Source organism: Vibrio sp. 1F279, from assembly GCF_041439815.1.
Taxonomy (GTDB): domain Bacteria; phylum Pseudomonadota; class Gammaproteobacteria; order Enterobacterales; family Vibrionaceae; genus Vibrio; species Vibrio tasmaniensis_A.
The window spans coordinates 105,947-127,500 of record NZ_JBGOOU010000012.1 but is presented as its reverse complement, the minus strand read 5'-3'; the positions used below and the strand labels follow the sequence as shown (position 1 = coordinate 127,500).

At 46.8% G+C, this 21,554-nt stretch carries 9 protein-coding genes; 5 read left to right on the top strand and 4 right to left on the bottom strand.

Going from position 1 to position 21,554, the window contains the following annotated elements; all coding sequences use genetic code 11:
- Positions 1 to 175 precede the first annotated feature (175 nt).
- The 3 genes from ACED60_RS11400 to ACED60_RS11390 all read right to left on the bottom strand — a co-directional run bounded on the left by ACED60_RS11400 (position 176) and on the right by ACED60_RS11390 (position 3,356).
- Positions 176 to 1,537: a TRAP transporter large permease gene (locus tag ACED60_RS11400; protein WP_004736074.1), complete on the bottom strand. Its 1,362-nt coding sequence runs from the start codon at positions 1,535 to 1,537 to the stop codon at positions 176 to 178.
- A gap of 2 nt (positions 1,538 to 1,539) precedes the next feature.
- Positions 1,540 to 2,295 carry a TRAP transporter small permease gene (locus ACED60_RS11395; protein WP_054548189.1) on the bottom strand — a complete coding sequence of 252 codons (756 nt, stop codon included), beginning with the start codon at positions 2,293 to 2,295 and terminating at the stop codon, positions 1,540 to 1,542.
- Positions 2,296 to 2,360: 65 nt separating this feature from the next.
- Entirely contained in the window at positions 2,361 to 3,356 is a 996-nt protein-coding gene (locus ACED60_RS11390) for a TRAP transporter substrate-binding protein (RefSeq protein WP_004736072.1), read from the bottom strand.
- A 346-nt stretch (positions 3,357 to 3,702) separates the two neighbouring features.
- On the opposite strand from ACED60_RS11390, the gene ACED60_RS11385 reads away from it, so the two are divergent.
- A complete protein-coding gene (locus ACED60_RS11385) occupies positions 3,703 to 4,110 on the top strand; it encodes a thioesterase family protein (protein ID WP_009847292.1) in 408 nt (135 codons plus the stop codon).
- A gap of 30 nt (positions 4,111 to 4,140) precedes the next feature.
- On the opposite strand, the gene ACED60_RS11380 is transcribed toward ACED60_RS11385, so the two are convergent.
- Complete coding sequence (locus tag ACED60_RS11380) at positions 4,141 to 4,974, bottom strand: 4'-phosphopantetheinyl transferase superfamily protein (protein ID WP_009847293.1); 834 nt, start codon at positions 4,972 to 4,974, stop codon at positions 4,141 to 4,143.
- A 527-nt stretch (positions 4,975 to 5,501) separates the two neighbouring features.
- On the opposite strand from ACED60_RS11380, the gene ACED60_RS11375 reads away from it, so the two are divergent.
- From ACED60_RS11375 to ACED60_RS11360, 4 genes are read left to right on the top strand one after another with little or no spacing between them, the layout of a single operon-like run.
- The gene (locus tag ACED60_RS11375) at positions 5,502 to 5,693 is read left to right on the top strand and encodes a hypothetical protein (RefSeq protein WP_020628682.1); all 192 of its coding nucleotides are present in this window, start codon (positions 5,502 to 5,504) and stop codon (positions 5,691 to 5,693) included.
- Positions 5,693 to 13,531 (top strand): phosphopantetheine-binding protein, encoded by a 7,839-nt coding sequence (locus tag ACED60_RS11370; protein WP_371727546.1) that lies wholly within the window; start codon positions 5,693 to 5,695, stop codon positions 13,529 to 13,531. The genes ACED60_RS11375 and ACED60_RS11370 overlap by 1 nt, the downstream gene beginning before the upstream one ends.
- Positions 13,531 to 15,579: a PfaB family protein gene (locus ACED60_RS11365; RefSeq protein ID WP_371727545.1), complete on the top strand. Its 2,049-nt coding sequence runs from the start codon at positions 13,531 to 13,533 to the stop codon at positions 15,577 to 15,579. The genes ACED60_RS11370 and ACED60_RS11365 overlap by 1 nt, the downstream gene beginning before the upstream one ends.
- Entirely contained in the window at positions 15,576 to 21,548 is a 5,973-nt protein-coding gene (locus ACED60_RS11360) for a beta-ketoacyl synthase N-terminal-like domain-containing protein (protein ID WP_371727544.1), read from the top strand. The genes ACED60_RS11365 and ACED60_RS11360 overlap by 4 nt, the downstream gene beginning before the upstream one ends.
- The last annotated feature ends 6 nt before the right edge of the window (positions 21,549 to 21,554 follow it).

Genomic DNA, 21,554 nt, shown 5'->3' with positions numbered 1-21,554 from the left:
TAAATGATAATTTTCAGGTGCTCAACTGCGCATCTTCAAGTTAACTGGGTATATACACGCCAGAATTAGAGGCAAAAAGAGCGCTGTATGAGCAGATTGATTTAGGTTCTAGATATGGCAAGATTATCGATGAGGAGGTTTAACCCTCCTCATCACTTCGTTGTTACTTCACTACCTACTTAGTGATGATCTCTGGCCCCATCAAGGTGGTCGGTAACCATGTTGATACCCAAGGTACGTAAGTTACGATAATCAAGAACAAGAACATCACGCCAACCCATGGCAACGCTGCTTTTACCACGTTCATCATCGACATCTTCGCGACCCCGGCGGTCACAAACAAATTGAGCCCAACAGGCGGCGTTATCATCCCTATCTCCATGTTCACCACCATCATGATACCTAGGTGAATTGGGTCGATGCCCAGTGCAATTGCAATTGGGAATACCAATGGCGCAACGATGATCAGCAAGCCTGATGGCTCCATGAACTGCCCACCAATCAAGAGTAGAACGTTCACCACAATTAAGAAGGTGATCGGACCTAAACCTGCAGACAACATAGATTCCGTGATCATCTGAGGAATACGTTCTTCTGTCAGTACATGCTTAAGAATCAGAGCATTAGCTATGATAAATAGCAGCATGATCGTCAACTTACCTGCATCATAGAGCGTGTCTTTGGTATCTTTGTGGAAGAAGGTTTGGAACACTTTAACCAAAGCAGGCTTTGTATTCTTCTTGTCAGCGAAAGGCCCCATATCTTTATAGATAAAGTTGGCAATAAAGAACGCGTATACCGCTGCAACAGCTGCCGCTTCCGTCGGTGTAAAGATACCGCCGTAGATACCACCCAAAATGATGACAATCAGTAGCAGACCCCAACTTGCGTCTTTTGCTGCTGCGAACATCTCACCCCAGCCCACAAACGGCTGTGCAGGAATCTTCTTAATACGTGCTGCAATGTAGATAGCAATCATCAACATCACACCCGCCAACAGACCAGGAATCACGCCACCGAGGAACATACGACCTACAGATACATCCGTCGCCGCAGCGTAAACAACCATAACGATGGATGGTGGAATCAAGATACCCAAAGTACCCGCATTACAGATAACCCCTGCCGCGAATTCTTTTGTGTAGCCGTTTTTGATCATACCAGCGATAACAATGCTACCGATTGCTACTACCGTTGCTGGAGACGAACCAGATAACGCTGCGAACATCATACATGCCACAACCGACGCCATCGCTAAACCGCCGCGGAACCAGCCGACCATTGCGATAGCAAAACGGATAATACGTTTCGCCACACCACCGGTTGACATGAAGCTGGAGGCCAAGATAAAGAAAGGGATCGCTAAGAGTGTGTAGTGGCCTGCAAATGCGTTGAACAACGTTTGTGCGACTGAAGCTAATGACGCATCTGAATGCATCAATAAGAATATGACGCTCGATAAACCAAGGGAAATCGCAATTGGTACACCGACCAACATGAAAGCAATTACCATTAAAAATAGAAATAACATTGCCATGATTAGTCTTCCTTACCGTTAGATTTTGTACCCGACTCGTTCGCCTTGTTTTGCTTAGTCGAATCCAATACCGCTGTCGCGTCTTCATCAGAACCCGCTAACACATCAGCTTTCAATGCATCCAGCTCTTCTTCGGCTTCATGGCCTGCAATCATGCGGTCAAGCTTGCCCGTCGCCACTTGATAAGCGATTTGGATGAATCGGAACGTCAGCATTGCCATACCAATCGGCAGCGCCATATAAGGAATAAAACGTGGCAGTTTCTCGTATCGCTCGCCTTCATTCAGCCAGTCAGCAAGAAACTGAAGCATCTCGGGCATTGGAATATCATCGGTCTCGTACCAAGCGCGCTCAGTCGCGAACGGGTACCAGTAATTCCAAGAACCGATAAGAAGTAAGATTGAGAATGCTAAGCAGCTTGTGACGGCGATTAACGCATACACTTTACGCAGCTTTTCTGGGGCAAGGTTAATGATCACATCAACGCCAATGTGGAAGTGTTTTTTAACGCCATAAGATGCGCCCACTAACACCATCCAAGCGAACATGAACACAGTCAGTTCTAGTGCCCACAAGATATTGCCATTGAATGCGTATCTGAATACCACATTAGCAAAAGTAAGTAGCGTCATTGCGCCAAGGAAAAATGCGATTAATGACTCTTCAATCACATCCGTAACTCTTCCGACTTTGGAAAAAAGAGAGGTTTCCAGTGCTGATTCGCTAGAATTTGGTTGTTCCATTTGAGGATTATCCATAATTGACTCCGCTTATAGTTATTTTAATAAGGAGTGGCGAAATGCACGCCACTCCCTTAGCGGTGTTATTGGTTTGAAGCTAACGCTGCATCGATAAGGTCTGAACCGATGTCTTTTTCAAACTTCTTCCATACTGGTTGAAGTGCAGCTACCCATGCTTCACGCTGTTCAGGCGTAAGTGTACGAACCTCACCACCGGCTTCGATGATGTTATTTTTGTTCGCTAGGTTAACTTTTGAAGATTCTGCATTACGTGTTTCAGAGACTTCTTGAACGATAGTGCCAAGCTGTGTACGTACATCTTCAGGTAGGTCTTTCCAGAAGTCGTTTGACGTTACCACTAGGTAATCCAAGATACCGTGATTGGTTTCAGTTACGCCGTCTTGTACTTCAAAGAACTTCTTACCGTAGATGTTTGACCATGTGTTCTCTTGACCATCGATAACCTTAGTTTGCAGGCCACCATAAACTTCTTTGAAAGACATCTTCTGTGGGTTAGCGCCTAGTTGTTCAAACTGAGCCACCAATACGTCTGATGCTTGAACACGGAATTTCAACCCTTCCGCGTCTTCAGGGTTGATAAGAGGCTTATTCGCCGACATCTGTTTCATGCCATTGTGCCAAAACGCTAGACCTTGAAGGCCACGACGCTTCATCGCATTCTTCAGTTTTTCGCCAGATTCTGAGTTTTGGAAACGGTCAACGGCTTCTACGTCTTCAAATAGGAAAGGAAGGTCAAAAATGCGGTATTTCTTAGTGAACTTCTCAAATTTAGACAGCGAAGGAGCCGCCATTTGAACATCACCATTTAACAGGGCTTCCAGTACTTTATTATCATCGTAGAGTGTTGAGTTAGGGAAAACTTGCATACAAGCTTTGCCATTCATTTCCGTGTTTACTCGCTCTTCCAGTAAAGAAGCGGCAATGCCTTTCGGGTGCTTATCGGTATTGGTTACATGACTGAATTTAATCACGATTTCACCTGGGTCACAGTTTGCAGCAGCATTAAAACTTGTGAGCGCCAGAGCAGATACAGACAGCAGGGTAAGAGGCTTAAACATTATTATTCTCCTTAGTAAACAAAGCAGCCCTTCAATGGGAACTGCGTGCTTTCACTAAAGCAATTAACGCGCCACATTGACACAAATCATTAACAACCCTTTAACCGTAAGGCTTCATGATATCTGCCTGCAGCAGTCACTAACTCGCTGCAAAAATCAATGGGTGGAAAGTGACACATAGAATATTTGTAAATGGGTGGAAGCTGACCAAAGCATCAGTGATAAATGAGGTCTGACCAAAAGCTCGATTGCCGATGATACCTTGAAGTAATTTCGACCTATCCTGTAGAGTGCTGCACAACTTAGTCAGATTTACTACAACGCTACTTAATAAGAGTTGATATCAATGAGCCAGATCTACCATCACCCAGTACAAATTTACTATGAAGATACCGATCACTCAGGTGTGGTTTATCACCCTAACTTTCTAAAGTACTTTGAGCGTGCACGCGAACATGTCTTGGGTAGCGATAAACTGGCAACATTGTGGAATGAACATGGATTAGGTTTTGCGGTATATAAAGCCAACATGACTTTTCAAGATGGGGTTGAGTTCGCTGAGATCTGCGACATCCGAACCTCTTTTGAACTCGATGGCAAATACAAAACGCTATGGCGACAAGAAGTGTGGCGTAAAGATGCAACCAAACCCGCAGTGATTGGTGATATCGAAATGGTCTGTTTAGATAAAGACAAACAACTTCAGCCAGTGCCTGCTGAAGTCTTAAAAGCGATGCTTGGCGAAACGAGTTAACCTCATCTTACCTCACCTCACCAAACTCGCTTAAAGGAGATGAGACGACGAAAAGGTTCTCATCTCTATCTGCATGGGTAGCAAATTCCCACCAAGAGTCACGGCGAAACGATACTGGTCATCTAATCGACCCAAGCAACATTGCCAATCTGTAGAAATATCGTCTTGTTGATAAGAATCCAAATCCAACCCAATCCCGCTATCTAGCCTGATTTCGCGATACAATCTAATTTCATCCTGCAAGTTTGGTTGAAAATCCGAAGCGTGAATTGGCAATGTTTGCTCCGTCAGATTGGAGAAATCGAACGAAAAGCTTCGCAACGATGTGGCTAGCCCCTTCCCCGTCGCTTTGATGTACGACTCTTTCAACGCCCACAGATCGAAAAAACGCTCTCTGTGTTCTTCTTTGCTGAGCTCAAGTAAATCCGCCAATTCTTTATCTGAAAAGTAGTGCTTCATGATCGAGTCGATATTGGTCGAACTTCTTGCGTGTTCAATATCAACACCCAATTGAACTTGCTTCCCTTTTCTCTGGCAAACTGCAATCAACAAATGTTCTTTGCTATGACTGATATTGAAATTCAGGCCGGTTTCTATTTGTTGTTTCTCTATTAATCTCGGCTTCCCTTTCTCACCATATTCAAAGCGCCACGCTTCAGGCATCAAATCAGAATAGCTAGACAGCACCTTTCTCAGATAATTTCGTACATACAAAGCTTGAATCTGAGATGAGGGCATTCGATAACGCTCAACTTTGGCAATCTCATCGGCTGTCAGTCTCTTTTTGAGCTGCGATACATTGTTTGGCTGGTCATTTAAATTACTCAGAGAACATAGCCACAAATCAACAACGGGAGTTTTCATTTAACTCGAACTCACTTCTATAAATCACTCTTCAAAACACGATTGGAACAACCCAATCGAACAAATTTAACTCACCTATAAATTAAGTGGAACCTAGAGAATACGGGAGGGAAACCCCCTTCATATGAGGACTTAAAACTAATTTTTCAAATAATAACAAATTAAAACACAGATCACACTTAGCCTTACACAAGAGGCATCCATTAAATGTTACTTACAAAAATATGACATAGATCTCACCAAGTCGAAATATAGAGTAAAAACACTAAAAAACAACCCATACCCATTAATTATCAATAAGTTAATTAAATTAAAAATACAAAAATCAAAACCATGCCAAATTCATCTGGTCTGAACAGATCATAGTGGCCTCTGGGAGCATTGTATCGACCACTCACCTCGGGTAGCCTGCTCAACCATTAAACAAATTCACACGTTTTCTTTGCGGATACCGACTTGTCGTTTAGTCAGACTTTGAACAGGATTTTAATGGACATCGCCTCAACATTTGAATGCCACCGTCGCGCATGAAACACCTCCCCTACTCTCGTAAGTCAACGCACTTCGAAAGCCTAATTTCTATCTGGTTGCCGCCACTCAGCAACCTGAATTTTCAGCTGCGCTTCCCTAAGTCTGTTTCAGATTTTCTTTCTATAGCTTTAAAAGCGCAGCCTCAAAACACGACATCACTTTCTGTGATTTCTAGTGGAGACTCATAATGAGCCAACCCGAGACAAATACACCGGAATCAGTCGACGATTCTCGACTGAATAAACGCCTTAAAGATATGCCTGTCGCTATCGTTGGTATGGCGAGCATGTTTGCAAACTCTCGCTACCTGAATAAATTTTGGGATCTTATCAGCGAAAAGATCGATGCGATTACTGAAGTACCAGATACGCACTGGCGTCCAGAAGATTACTACGATTCAGATCGTACTACGCCAGACAAGTCTTACTGTAAGCGCGGTGGTTTCATCCCAGAAGTAGACTTCAACCCTATGGAGTTCGGTCTTCCGCCAAATATCCTAGAACTGACTGATACTTCACAGCTGCTTTCTTTGATCGTTGCAAAAGAAGTACTTGAAGATGCCAAGCTGACTGAAGGCTACGATCGCGATAAGATCGGTATCACGCTCGGTGTTGGTGGTGGTCAAAAGATCGCTCAAAGCCTAAATGCTCGTCTACAATACCCTGTTTTGAAAAAAGTCTTCAAGAGCAGTGGTATCAGCGACGACGACAGCGAAATGCTGATCAAAAAATTCCAAGACCAATACATCCACTGGGAAGAGAACTCATTCCCTGGTTCATTGGGTAACGTAATTTCAGGTCGTATTGCTAACCGCTTTGACCTTGGTGGCATCAACTGTGTAGTAGATGCTGCGTGTGCAGGCTCTCTAGCCGCAATGCGTATGGCTCTAAGTGAGCTGGTTGAAGGCCGCAGTGAAATGATGATCACAGGTGGTGTGTGTACTGATAACTCACCAACCATGTACATGAGCTTCTCTAAAACACCTGCGTTTACCACCAATGAAACCATTCAACCTTTCGACATCGACTCAAAAGGCATGATGATTGGTGAAGGCATCGGCATGGTTGCTCTTAAACGTCTTGAAGATGCAGAGCGCGACGGCGACAGAATCTACTCAGTGATAAAAGGTGTCGGTTCTTCTTCGGATGGTAAGTTCAAGAGTATTTACGCACCTCGCCCTGAAGGACAAGCAAAAGCACTAAAACGTGCTTACGATGATGCTGGTTTCGCACCGCACACACTTGGCCTTTTAGAAGCGCACGGTACAGGTACTGCAGCGGGCGATGTGGCTGAATTTGGTGGCTTAAACTCGGTATTCAGTGAGAACAATGAAGAGAAGCAACACATTGCGTTAGGCTCTGTGAAATCTCAAATTGGTCACACTAAATCAACCGCGGGTACTGCCGGTTTAATCAAAGCTGCATTAGCACTGCACCACAAAGTACTGCCGCCAACGATTAACGTATCGGCTCCGAATCCTAAGTTGGATATCGAGAACTCACCGTTCTACCTAAATACACAAACGCGTCCTTGGATGAAACGTGTCGACGGCACACCACGCCGTGCAGGTATCAGCTCATTTGGTTTTGGTGGCACTAACTTCCACGTTGTATTAGAAGAGTACACGCCAGAACACGCTCGCGGTGACAAATACCGTCAACGCCAAGTACCGCAAACTCTGTTATTCAGCGCGGAATCTCGTCAAGCACTGATCAATGAGCTCAAGCAGGTTTCAACTCAAGTTGCAGATGCCGCATTCAAACTAGAAGCGCTTGCTGAGCAGCACGCTCTACGCGAAGTAGACGCTAAGCACGCTCGTCTTGGTTTAGTTGTAACTGACCAAGCAGACCTTCAAGCGCAACTGACTCAAGCGGTTTCTATGCTTGAGAGCCAAACCAAAACACATTGGCAGATGCCAAACGGTACTAGCTACCGTGAGTCGGCACTGATTGCTGAAAACGGTGCTGGTAAAGTGGCTGCATTATTTGCTGGTCAAGGTTCGCAATACCTAAACATGGGTCGCGAGCTTGCTTGTCATTACCCTGAAATGCGCCAACAGCTTGCTCAAGCGGATCAGGTATTTGGTCAACACAAGAAAACGGCTCTGTCGCAAATTCTGTTCCCAATTCCAACTTTCACACCAGAAGCAACCAAAGCTCAAGAAGCGGTGTTAACCAACACGGCCAATGCGCAAAGTGCGATTGGTACTGTGTCTATGGGTCAGTTCGACATCATGACTCAAGCTGGCTTCAAAGCAGACATGGTCGCAGGCCACAGCTTTGGTGAGCTAAGCGCACTATGTGCATCGGGTGTTATCTCGCAAGACGATTACTACCAGCTAGCTTTCGCTCGTGGCGATGCGATGGCTGCAACACCAGAACAAGGTGACAGCGGTACGATGTTTGCGGTCATCCTAGACGCAGACAAACTTCCAGCCGTTGAAAGCTGCATCAGCCAATTCGAAGGCGTGAGCATTGCCAACTACAACGCTCCGACTCAACTGGTTATTGCAGGTCCAACTGCAACGGTTCAACAAGCAGCACAAGCGCTAACAGAACAAGGCTTCAAAGCGATTGCTCTGCCAGTGTCTGGTGCTTTCCACACACCGCTTGTTGCTCACGCTCAAAAACCATTTGCTTCTGCAATTGATAAAGCTTCATTCAGCGCTCCAACGCTGCCGCTTTACTCGAACGCAACGGGCAAACTGCACAGCAAAGACGCTAAAGCGATCAAGAAAGCGTTCAAGCAACACATGCTGCAATCGGTTCGTTTCAGCGAGCAAATTGAAGCGATGTATGAAGCAGGCGCGCGCGTATTCGTTGAGTTCGGTCCGAAAAACATTCTTCAAAAGCTGGTTGAGAAAACATTGGCTGATAAGAACGAAGAGCTTTACGCAATCAGCATCAACCCAAGCCCTAAAGGCGACAGTGACCAACAGCTTCGCTTAGCTGCGGTTCAACTGTGCGTGGCAGGTATTTCATTAGACAACATTGACCCTTACCAAGCTGACATTGCTGAACCTGCGAAGGCATCACCAATGAACATCAAGCTGAATGCAACCAACTACATCAGCCCTGCTACTCGTAAGAAAATGGATCAATCATTGGCTTCGGGCAACGTCACCGAAAAGACTGAGATTGTTGAAGTGAAAGTTGAAGTCGAGAAAATCGTGGAAAAAGAAGTGATTAAAACAGAAATCGTTGAAGTACCTGTGGCTGCTCCTCAAGCTTCAAATGTACAACAGTCAGCTGCTCCAGCACCAAGCGCACAAGTAGCAACAACAGCTCAGCAGCCTCAAGTGGTTCAAACAGCCCCAGCGACTAGTCAGCCAACAGCTCAAGTAACGGTAGATGAGTCTTCATTGCAGTCGTTCTTCAATGCTCAACAACAAGCAGCAGAAGTACATCAGCAATTCTTGGCGATTCCTCAGCAATACGGTGACACGTTCAACACCTTAATGTCTGAGCAAGCGAAAATGGCAACAGCAGGCGTAGCAATTCCTGAGAACCTGCAACGTTCTATGGAAATGTTCCACCAGCACCAAGCTGAAACGCTAAAAGCGCACGCTCATTACCTAGAAATGCAAGCGCACAGCAACAACTCAGCACTTAATATGCTAACGCAAGGTTCAGCACAAACGGCACAACAAACCTTCGTTGCGCCAGTAAATGTTCAGCCAGTGATTCAAGCTACAGCTACTCCAACGACTCCAGCAGCTACCGTCCAACAGCCTGTAGCTCAAGTACAAGCGACTCCTGTACAAGCCGCGCCAGTTCAAGCTCAGTCTGTTCAAGTTACGCCAGTACAGAAAGCCGTTCCTGCACCACAAGTAGCGGCTCAAGCGGCAGCGCCTGTTGCAGCTCAACCTGTGCCAGTTAAAGCGCAACCAGCTCCTGTGGCTGCACCAGTAGCAGTACAAACAGCCGACGCTGAAAAAGTGATGCTAGAAGTCGTTGCCGAGAAAACGGGTTACCCAACGGAGATGCTTGATCTAGAAATGGACATGGAAGCAGACCTTGGTATCGACTCAATCAAGCGCGTAGAGATCCTTGGTACCGTTCAAGACGAAATGCCAAACCTACCTGAGCTGAATCCTGAAGATTTGGCTGAGTGTCGTACTCTTGGTGAAATCGTTACTTACATGAACAGCAAGATGCCAGCATCAGCGCCTGTTGCCGCACAGCCAAACGCAACCGCTCCTGTTCAAGCAGTTAACGGTCTTGATGCGAAAGTCGTTCAACAAACCATGTTAGAAGTGGTTGCTGAGAAGACAGGTTACCCAACGGAAATGCTTGATCTAGAAATGGATATGGAAGCAGACCTTGGTATCGATTCAATCAAGCGTGTTGAGATTCTTGGTACGGTTCAAGATGAACTGCCGACTCTTCCAGAGCTAAACCCTGAAGACTTAGCTGAGTGTCGTACTCTTGGCGAAATTGTTGACTACATGAACAGTAAACTTCCGACTTCTGCACCAGTTGCAGCACAAACGGAAGTAGTGGCGCCAGCAGCTAACAACGGACTAGATGCGGCTGTCGTTCAAAAAACCATGTTAGAAGTAGTCGCAGAGAAGACGGGCTACCCGACTGAAATGCTAGACCTAGCAATGGACATGGAAGCTGACCTTGGTATCGACTCAATCAAGCGTGTTGAAATTCTAGGTACAGTTCAAGACGAGCTACCGACTCTTCCAGAACTGAACCCTGAAGACCTCGCTGAGTGTCGTACTCTAGGCGAGATAGTCGACTACATGAACAGTAAGCTTCCGGCTTCTGCTCCAGTAGCAGCTCAAGCATCTGCGCCAGCAGTATCAAACGGTTTAAACGCAGAACAAGTTCAAAGCACAATGTTGAGCGTAGTAGCGGAGAAAACGGGCTACCCAACAGAAATGCTAGACCTAGCAATGGACATGGAAGCAGACCTTGGCATCGACTCAATCAAACGTGTTGAGATCCTTGGTACGGTTCAAGACCAGCTACCAACATTGCCAGAGCTGAACCCTGAAGATCTCGCTGAGTGTCGTACTCTTGGCGAAATCGTTGACTACATGAATAGCAAGTTAGCTCCTAGTTCGGAAGCAGCGACAGTAGCTCCTGCTGCAGAAGTAGAGGCAATTGTAGAAAGCACGAGCAATGACCTAAATCCTGCTCATGTTCAATCAACAATGATGGAAGTGGTTGCCGATAAAACTGGCTACCCAGCAGAAATGCTCGACCTAGCGATGGACATGGAAGCAGACCTTGGTATCGATTCGATTAAACGCGTCGAGATCCTGGGTACGGTTCAAGACCAGCTACCAACGCTGCCAGAGCTAAACCCTGAAGACCTAGCTGAGTGTCGTACGCTTGGTGAAATCGTTACCTACATGCAAAGCAAGCTATCCGCGGCTGCACCCGCAGCAACTCCAAAAGCTGAATCAGTAACGCCTATCGCAGAAACAGCGACAGCGGAACTTCCTCCACACAATGAGGTAGCGCTAAAAAAGCTACCAGCGGCAGATAAACTCGTCGATTGTTTCTCAAAAGACGCTTGTGTCGTGATCACAGATGATGGTCACAACGCCGGTGTTCTAGCAGAAAAGTTGACCGCTAACGGCATTCAAGTGGCTGTAGTGCGTAGTGCTCTTTCTGCCGCGTCACCTTTAAACAGTGAAATCGCAAGCTACACACTCAACAGCGTCGATGATGCTGGTGTCACTGCGGTTATTAACGACATCGAAGCAGACCTTAAAACATCGAACAAAGTGATTGCAGGCTTCATTCACCTACAAGCTATCGTTGATGCAAAACAAAGCAACGAGCAAGCGGTTAACTTGAATGCAGATTCAAGAGCTTCGCTAACCACTGCGTTCTTGTTCGCCAAGCACCTAAATGGTCAGCTGAATACCGTTTCTGGTCGCAGCGTGTTCTTCACACTAAGCCGTATCGATGGTGGCTTTGGTTACCTAGATACTAAGCAATTAGCGAATGCAGAACTTAACCAAGCCGCGTTGTCTGGTCTAACGAAGACACTGAGCCATGAATGGTCAAACGTATTCTGCCGTGCATTGGATGCTGACGCTTCTATTGATGCTCGTCACCTAGCTGAAGCTATCACAGGCGAACTGTTCGATGTCGATACCAACACGGTTGAAATCGGCCTTAGCCATGCGGAAAACGGTGAATCTGGTCGTGCAACACTGATTGCGGCAACACCAGGTGCTGCACAAACGAAGAACACAGGCGCTCAACTCAGCAAGAGCGATAAAGTTCTGGTAACTGGTGGCGCTAAAGGTGTGACGTTTGAATGTGCACTGACGCTTGCTAAGCAATGTAAGTCTCACTTCATTCTTGCCGGTCGTAGTAAGCATATTACTTCAGCTGAGCTACCTCAGTGGGCGCAAGGCAAGCAAGAGAAAGAGCTAAAACCAGCGGCTATCGCTCACCTACAAGCAACAGGTGACAAACCAACGCCAAAGAAAGTTGATACTCTGCTAAAACCGGTATTGAGCAGCCTTGAAATCAACGCAGCACTTGCCGCTTTCAACGAGATTGGCGCGAGCGCTGAATACCTAAGCTTAGATGTATCGAACAATGAGTCAGTAGCGAAAACGCTGGCAAACTTCGAAGGCATCACGGGTCTTATCCACGGCGCAGGTGTACTGGCTGACAAACACATTCAAGACAAAACGCTTGATGAACTAAACATGGTTTACGGCACGAAAGTAGGCGGATTAGAAGCCGTTCTTGGTGGTCTTGATAGCAGCAAGCTAAAACTGATTGCGATGTTCTCTTCGGCAGCGGGTTTCTACGGAAACACAGGCCAAAGCGACTACTCGATGTCTAACGAGATCCTAAACAAAGCGGCTCTGCAACTGTCTGCGCGTAACCCTCAAGCGAAAGTGATGAGCTTCAACTGGGGACCGTGGGACGGCGGCATGGTAAACGCAGCGCTGAAGCGTATGTTTACAGAGCGCGGTGTGTACGTAATTCCTCTTCAAGCGGGTGCAGAGCTATTTAGCTCTCAACTACTGAACGAAACTGGCATTCAACTGCTGGTTGGCACGAGCATGCAAGGTTCTGACAACAAGGAAGCTGCTGTAAAAAAGCTTAATGCGGAGTCTGTGCATCTTGCAGAGAGTCCGCTGAATACAAGCATTACTGTGACACGTCATCTTGATCCTAAGGCATTGCCTTTCATTCAAGATCACTGTATTGCCGGTAACCCAGTGTTACCGACAGTGTGTGCCATCCAATGGATGCGTGAAATCGCTGAGCAACTGTTAGGGGTGAACGTTAGCGTTCACAACTACAAACTGCTGAAAGGTGTGATTTTTGATACTGATGAAGTGCAAGAGCTAAGACTGGTTCTTTCCTCTGATGCTAAATCAAAAGGTCAGCTAAAAGCAGTGATCAGTTGCCAAGGACGACCACAGTATCAAGCTCAGTTGCAAGTTGCCTCTGTGCAAGTTTCTGAAGATGTTCAACAAGCGTCGACAAAGCGCTTTGAAGCCAACACTTCAGCTCCTGTAACAACGGCACAAGCTCTATACAGTGACGGCACTCTGTTTCATGGACCAAGATTGCAAGGTATTACCTCAGTCGAATGCTTTGACGACTTAGGTTTATTGGCTCAGTGCCAACTACCTCAGATTGAAAACAGCGACTGCGGATCATTTATTCCGAAGCAAGGTTTTGGTGATAGCCAGCCATTTGCTGAAGATTATCTATTGCAAGCCATGTTGGTATGGGCTCGATTGAAATACGGCGCGGCAAGCCTACCGTCTGCAATCGGTGAGTTTATTTGTTACGCACCGATGCACGATGGTGACCAAGGTTGGCTAGATCTGAGCGTGATAAAAAGTACGACTCGTTCGCTTCAAGCTGATATCTCGCTTTACCACCAAGATGGTCGTTTAAGCGCGGTAATGAAAGGTGCAAAAGTCACCATCAGCAAAAGCTTAAACGACGCATTTTTGCCGAAGTCTAGCTCAGCAGTGTCGAAGAAAGAGACTACTAAGAACCCAGAAAAGGAGCAATTGTCATAGTGACTGTTCCTACTAATAAAGCGATGCCATTGCGCATCGCTCTTTTAGCTCAGCCAGCAAACGCGGCTGAGCTTTCTGCCGACTTATTTCCCTCGTTCCCAGAGATGATAACTGTTGTGGTTGATGGCAATTTTAATCAAGCACTTGCTCACGCCATCGAGACAGTCAATCAAGGTAATGTCGTTAAGCTCTGTTTGGATCATCACTCACCATCATTGTTGATGTTAAGTGCGCTGAATGCTGCTCAGAATAAGATTCACCCACACGCGAATTTGGCGAGCTTTGTAGATACAGCTACCGGAAATAGCATTCAGCTAGCTCTGGATATTGCACGCCGCCCCGCTTCAGATTTAAGTCATCAACAACAACACTCTGACTTATCGGCTTCGCAGCAGTTTGATGAATTGTTGAATATAGTTAATGCGATATCGAGCCGTTCATTACCGAGCCATTCATTACCTAACCATTACTGGTTCACTGAGCCAAACAAAGCACGTGTTGCTGCGTTAACTTTCAGTGACGATAGCCCAAAAGCCACCAGCCTGATATTGACTCAAGCGACCGGTTTGCACGAACCAAAACCCTTGCTATCCAGCGAACGTTTGATGTTTGTGGTTTTTGGCTGCGAGCAAACTGAATTGGTTTCTCAGCTAACCTCGTTAAGAGAAGAGCTAAAATGCGTTAGTGATTCAACGGACAGCGAACTTGCTATCGCCACCTTGATGCATTCAAACCTAAGCCACTTTCAAAGCGTTCAACACAATGTTGACCTTGGCGCAAACATCGTGATTCAGGCGGCTTCAATTGAGGCTGCACTACAAGAGATCACCGCGATAGAAAATGCGTTGCCAAAAGTAATGGGTGACAATAGCCACTACAAAACGCCAGCGGGCAGTTGTTTCTCACCGAAGCCTCAAAGCAAAGGTGGCGTTGCATTTGTTTACCCTGGTGTTGGCACGGTTTATCCCAGCATGTTGCGCGAGTTTCACCACCATTTCCCACAGTTATTTGCTCGTTTAGAACGTGAAGGTAACTTGAAAGAGATGCTGCAGGCTGACAAAACCTACGCAGAAAACTCGCAAGAAATGTCGCTCAGTGAATTGGCCATTGCAGGTGTCGGCAGTAGTTATTTACTAACGCAGCTCTTGTGTGATGAATTCAAAGTGCAGCCAGATTTCGCTTTGGGTTACTCCAAAGGTGAAGCCTCGATGTGGGCGAGCTTGAATGTTTGGAAAAATCCGCATGCGCTGATTGAGATGACTCAAACCAGTCCTATCTTCACCACGGCTATTTCTGGCGAACTGACAGCAGTGCGTCAAGATTGGCAGCTGAACAGCGACGAAATCATCCAATGGAACAGCTTTGTGGTTCGCAGCGATGCACAAGCGATTGAGGCACTGTTACCAGAGTTTCCGCGCGCTTATCTCGCTATCATCCAAGGTGATACTTGCGTACTGGCCGGTTGTGAAAGCACATGTCGTGCTCTGCTCAAGAAACTGGGTAAACGTGGCATTGCCGCTAACCGTGTTACTGCAATGCACACCACACCAGCACTAAGCCAGCATAGCCAAGTACGCGATTTTTACACACAACCACTGTTCGACGAGTTGCCAAAGCATATCCGCTTTATCAGCGCAGCAGGTCTACCGACTGGCGCACCAATCAATATCGACAGTGACAGCATCGCCCTTTCGATTGCCGACACTTTCTGTTCAACGCTGGATTTCACCGCGTTGATCCAGAGTGCGCGTCAACAAGGTGCTCGTCTGTTTGTAGAAGTAGGTGCCGATCGTCAAACCAGCACATTGATCGACAAGATCAATCGTAGCGACAACGTAGCAGACCAGTACTGCACAATCGCTTCCAATGCCAAAGGCGGTGACGATGTTGTCACGCTCATCAAATGCATTGGTCAGCTCATTACTCATCAAATTCCACTGTCTGTCGAGCCACTTATTCAAGGGCTAAAACAACAGATCACCACCGCTAAGCAATTAAGTGGTGTGTCTCAAGGCAGCGCAGTGAATCATCAAGGAGAGCTAGTATGAGTTCTCAATCGAACCAGTATCAGGCTCAGAACAAACAACAAGTAAAGTGCAATAAGATCGCGATTGTTGGTATTGCAAACCAATACCCAGAAGCTGATACGCCAAAAGACTTTTGGCAAAACTTGCTGGATAAAAAAGATTCTCGAACCACATTAAGCGCTGAAAAGTTAGGAGCTAAACCTGAAAACTATCAGGGCGTGCAAGGTGAGTCAGACCGCTTTTACTGTGACAAAGGCGGTTACATCGAAAACTTCAATTTCGATAGCAATGGCTACCGCTTAACAGCAGAATCGTTCAACGGTGTTGACCAAAGTTTCCTATGGGCTTTGGATACCAGTCGTAAGGCGTTAGTCGACGCTGGCATTGATCTGAATGCCGATGTTTTAGAGCGCACAGGCGTGATCATGGGTGCCCTTTCGTTCCCAACCACACGTTCAAACGACCTGTTTCTACCGATTTATCACTCGGTGGTCGAGAAAGCATTTAAAGATAAATTAGCTAATGACCAATTTTCATTGCTACCAACCAATGAAACCGCGCAAGACCTCAACCCTATCAATGGTGCAGCGGCACACAACGCCTCTAAGTTAGTGGCTGATGCATTGGGTTTAGGTAACGTACAACTGAGTCTAGATGCCGCATGTGCAAGCTCTGTGTATTCATTGAAGTTAGCGTGTGATTACTTGAATACAGGCAAAGCCGACATGATGTTGGCAGGCGCGGTATCCGGTGCTGACCCATTCTTTATCAATATGGGTTTTTCGATCTTCCACGCTTACCCTGATCACGGTGTGTCGGTTCCGTTTGATAGCAACAGTAAAGGTCTGTTTGCTGGCGAAGGTGCGGGGGTTTTAGTCCTAAAACGCTTAGCTGATGCAGAGCGTGATGGCGACAATATTTACGCAGTCGTCAGCGGTATTGGCTTGTCGAACGATGGCCGAGGCCAGTTCGTATTAAGCCCAAACAGCAAAGGACAAGTCCAAGCCTTTGAACGCGCTTACGAGGCTTCGAACTTATCACCAGACAGCATTGAAGTGATTGAGTGTCACGCAACCGGTACACCATTAGGTGACAAGGTTGAGTTAACCTCAATGGAGCGTTTCTTTGCTGACAAATTGAATGGTTCGAACCCGCCATTGATTGGCTCTGCTAAGTCCAACCTCGGTCACTTGCTGACTGCGGCGGGTATGCCAGGGATCATGAAAATGATCTTTGCGATGAAAGAAGGTGTGCTTCCGCCAAGTATTAACTTGGATAAGCCACTATCGTCGCCAGAAGGTTTATTTGGCTCACAGACTCTGCCAACGCAGGTTCAATCTTGGCCAAGTAAAGCGGGCAACTCAGAGCGCTGTGCGGGTGTTTCTGTCTTTGGTTTCGGTGGCTGTAACGCTCACTTACTGCTTGAAGCGTATTCAGACACCAGTCATGTAAACCCGACTCAAGAGTCAGCGTCTCCAAGCCTACAACCATCTAATTTAAGCATTACTGGTCTAGCGTCTCACTTTGGTTCTCTGCAGAGCATCAACGCGCTAAGCACTGCGATTGAGACCAACAACGATGCTTTCATTGCCTTGCCTAAGAAGCGCTGGAAAGGCTTAGACCAACATCCAGAACTACTGAATCAGTTTGGTTTACACGGTATTCCAAATGGCGCGTACATCGATCAATTCGATCTCGATTTCCTGCGCTTCAAAGTGCCGCCAAATGAAGATGACCGTTTGATCTCTCAGCAGTTGCTACTGATGAAAGTTGCAGACGAAGCCATCAAAGATGCCAAGCTTGTTGCAGGCCAAAAGGTTGCGGTTTTAGTTGCGATGGAAACAGAGCTTGAGATGCACCAATTCCGTGGACGCGTAAACCTGCATAGCCAATTGGCTGACAGCTTTGCCAACATGGGTATCGAACTAACTCAAGACGAATACCAAGCGCTAGAAACCATCGCGATGGACAGTGTGATGGACGCAGCCAAGCTGAACCAATACACCAGTTTCATCGGCAATATCATGGCTTCGCGTATCTCTTCATTGTGGGACTTTAATGGCCCTGCCTTTACGATTTCAGCTGCTGAACAGTCGGTTGCTCGTTGTATTGATGTTGCACAAAACTTGATGTCACAAGAATCGATGGATGCCGTTGTGATTGCAGCCGTCGACCTAAGCGGCAGTGCAGAACATGTGATTCTGAAGAACAGCGTAAGCCCAGTGACGCTAGCTCCAAAATTCGGACAGCTGCAAGATGGCAGTTGGAATGTCGGTGAAGGTGCAGGTGCGATTGTTCTTGTTGAAGAAAACCAAGTAGCGAGCAACCAAGATGCGGCTTACGGCAGCATCAACGCCTTAGCTTTTGGTTCAAGCGAGAATAACAACGCCGTTGTTGATGAGTTACTGACTCAAGTCGGTATGAGCTCGAACGATGTTTCTCTGCTTGAGCTTAACCATGCACCAGAATCTTCATCTCATCAGTTTTCGTCTCTAAGTTTAGGGAACACAAAGACTACTCAAGCAAGTCAACGTGTGGGTCATTGCTCTGCTGCTTCTGGTATGGCAAGCCTGCTACACGGTCTGCTCAACCTGAACCTTGCACCTCTGAATCCGAATGTCAGTTCTAAGAGCGCGATTGTTGCCAACATCAGCGAAGGACAATGTTCACAGCTGCTACTAAGCCAATCGAGTGTTGAATCTCAATCACTTTCCGTTCGTTTAAGCAATGAACTGGCGAGCGATGCTAAACGTCAATTAGTTAAGCAAGTGACTCTTGGTGGTCGTGATATCTATCAACATATTGCCCAAACCCCAGTGACCAACTTGGCAACGATTCAACAGAAAGCTTCTGGTAAACAAGCAGCAAGAGTGGCGTCGGTTCCAACGACAGCAAGCATTCAAGCAGCCCTTGCACAAAAAGAGTTAGAGAAGAATGCATTAGCGCAAAACGCGATAGAGCCAGTCATCGAAACTCCTACATCAGTATCCCCTACTCTGGCGCCAACTCGCCACAGTCAGCTAACAGGTAACCACAGCAATATGACTCATGTCCTATCCGCTAAAAATGGCGCGTCTCAAATCGACGCAGCTTCACAGCAGCCGCAAAATCTAAGCCAAAACCAAGCTTTTGCTCAAAACCAGCAAGCGGCTCAACAGGTACACAAAGCATTCCTGCACACACGTGCCCAAGGCATGCAGATGGCTGATGCGTTATTAAAAGCACAGCTAAACGCAGTGACATCTGGTTTAGATAGCAATGCCCTGATTCAACAAACGACCAGCCAACAAACAAATAGTCAACAAACAAATAGTCAACAAACGACTGGTCAACAAACGCCAGCTCAGCCTGTTCAAGCTCAACCGGCTCAGGTTTCGTCAACGCCAGTCAACGTACTTGCGACGCCAGCACCAGTAAAACCTATCCGTAAGCCATGTATCTGGGATTACGATGATCTGGTTGAATACGCTGAAGGCGATATTGCGAACGTATTTGGCCCTGATTACGCGATCATCGATAGCTACTCGCGTCGCGTTCGCTTGCCAACCACGGACTACCTACTGGTATCTCGTGTAACCAAGCTAAACGCGACCGTTAACGAGTACAAGCCAAGCACAATGACCACAGAATACGACATCCCAGTTGATGCGCCGTATCTTGTTGATGGTCAGATCCCTTGGGCTGTTGCAGTTGAATCTGGTCAGTGTGACCTAATGCTAATCAGCTACTTAGGTATTGATTTCGAAAACAAAGGTGAGCGTGTTTATCGCCTGCTTGATTGCACGCTGACCTTCCTTGGCGACTTGCCTCGTGGTGGCGATACACTGCGTTACGACATCTCAATCAACAACTTTGCTCGCAATGGCGACACGCTGCTGTTCTTCTTCTCGTACGAATGTTTCGTTGGCGACAAGATGATCCTGAAAATGGATAACGGCTGTGCGGGCTTCTTCACCGATGAAGAGTTGGCAGATGGCAAGGGTGTGATTCACACTGAAGATGAAATCAAGGCTCGTAAGCTTGCAACTAAGCAACGCTTCGATCCTATGTTGCACTGCCCTAAAACTCAGTTTAACCACCAAGAATTGCGTCATCTACTGACTGCCAACATTGCAGAATGTTTTGGTCCAACTCACCAATCCAATAGCCACCAGCCTTCTTTATGCTTCAGCTCAGAGAAGTTCATGATGATCGAAAAGGTTAGTCGTGTTGAACCACAAGGTGGCACATGGGGACTTGGTCTGATTGAAGGTCATAAGCAGCTAGAGCCTGAGCATTGGTACTTCCCTTGTCACTTCAAAGATGACTCGGTAATGGCTGGTTCTTTGATGGCAGAAGGTTGTGGTCAACTGCTTCAGTTCTTCATGATGCACCTTGGCATGCACACGCTTGTTCAAAATGGTCGTTTCCAACCGCTTGAAAATGCGCCTCAACAAGTACGTTGCCGTGGTCAAGTTCTACCACAATCGGCAGAACTGACTTACCGCATGGAAGTGACTGAGATTGGTCTAAGCCCTCGCCCATACGCGAAAGCTAACATCGATATTTTGCTGAATGGCAAAGTGATTGTTGATTTCCAAAACTTGGGTGTGATGATCAAAGAAGACGACGAATGTACTCGTTATCTGCCTTCTTTAGAATCAGCTGTCGCGACCCCTGTTATCGAAAGCTTGGACCATAAAAGCTTGGGCCATACACCAGCAGTGAACCAACAGGCTTCAGCGAATGCGCCATTGATGGCTCAAATTGAAGACCTAGAAACTGCACCAAACAAAGGTGTGGTTCCTCTTCAACACGTTGAAGCTCCGGCAACGCCTGATTACCCGAACCGCACACCCGATACGGTTCCATTCACGCCTTACCACATGTTCGAATTCGCGACTGGCGATATCGAGAAGTGTTTCGGTCCTGATTTCTCTATCTACCGTGGAATGATTCCACCACGTACTCCGTGTGGCGACTTGCAGCTAACCACTCGTGTGGTTGAGATCGACGGTAAGCGTGGCGACTTCAAGAAGCCTTCATCGTGTATCGCAGAGTACGAAGTGCCAGAAAATGCATGGTACTTTGATGAAAACAGCCACCAGACCCTAATGCCTTACTCGGTATTGATGGAGATTTCACTGCAGCCAAACGGCTTCATCTCTGGCTACATGGGAACAACACTGGGTTTCCCAGGTGAAGAACTGTTTTTCCGCAACCTAGATGGCAGCGGCAAAATGTTGCGTAACGTCGACTTGCGCGGCAAAACGATCACCAACGATTCTCGTCTGCTTTCAACAGTAATGATGGGCACCAACATCGTTCAGAGCTTCAGCTTCGAACTGAGCACTGACGGCGTGCCGTTCTACCAAGGTACAGCGGTATTCGGTTACTTCAAGGGCGCAGCACTGAAAGACCAGCTTGGTTTGGACAACGGTAAAGTGACTCACCCTTGGCATGTTGATAACAACCGCACGCCGGATGTAAACATCAACCTACTAGACAAAACGACTCGTTACTTCAATGCACCTGTTTCTGCTACTGGTGAAGTGCAAGAGCACTACCAACTGGCTGGCGGTCGCTTGAACTTTATCGATACGGTGCAGATCACCAGCGATGGTGGTAAAGACGGTCTGGGTTACCTATACGCTGAGCGTACGATTGACCCAAGCGATTGGTTCTTCCAGTTCCACTTCCATCAAGATCCGGTAATGCCAGGTTCTCTAGGTGTCGAAGCGATCATCGAACTGATGCAAACCTATGCGCTAAATAAAGATCTTGGTGCTGGCTTCCGCAATCCTAAGTTTGGTCAAATCCAATCTGAAGTGAAATGGAAATACCGTGGTCAGATTAACCCTCTGAACAAACAGATGTCACTGGATGTACACATCACTGCAATCAAAGACGAAGACGGCAAACGCATCATCGTTGGCGACGCAAACCTGAGCAAAGATGGTCTACGTATTTACGAAGTGAAAGACATCGCGATTTGTATCGAAGAAGCATAAGCCTGA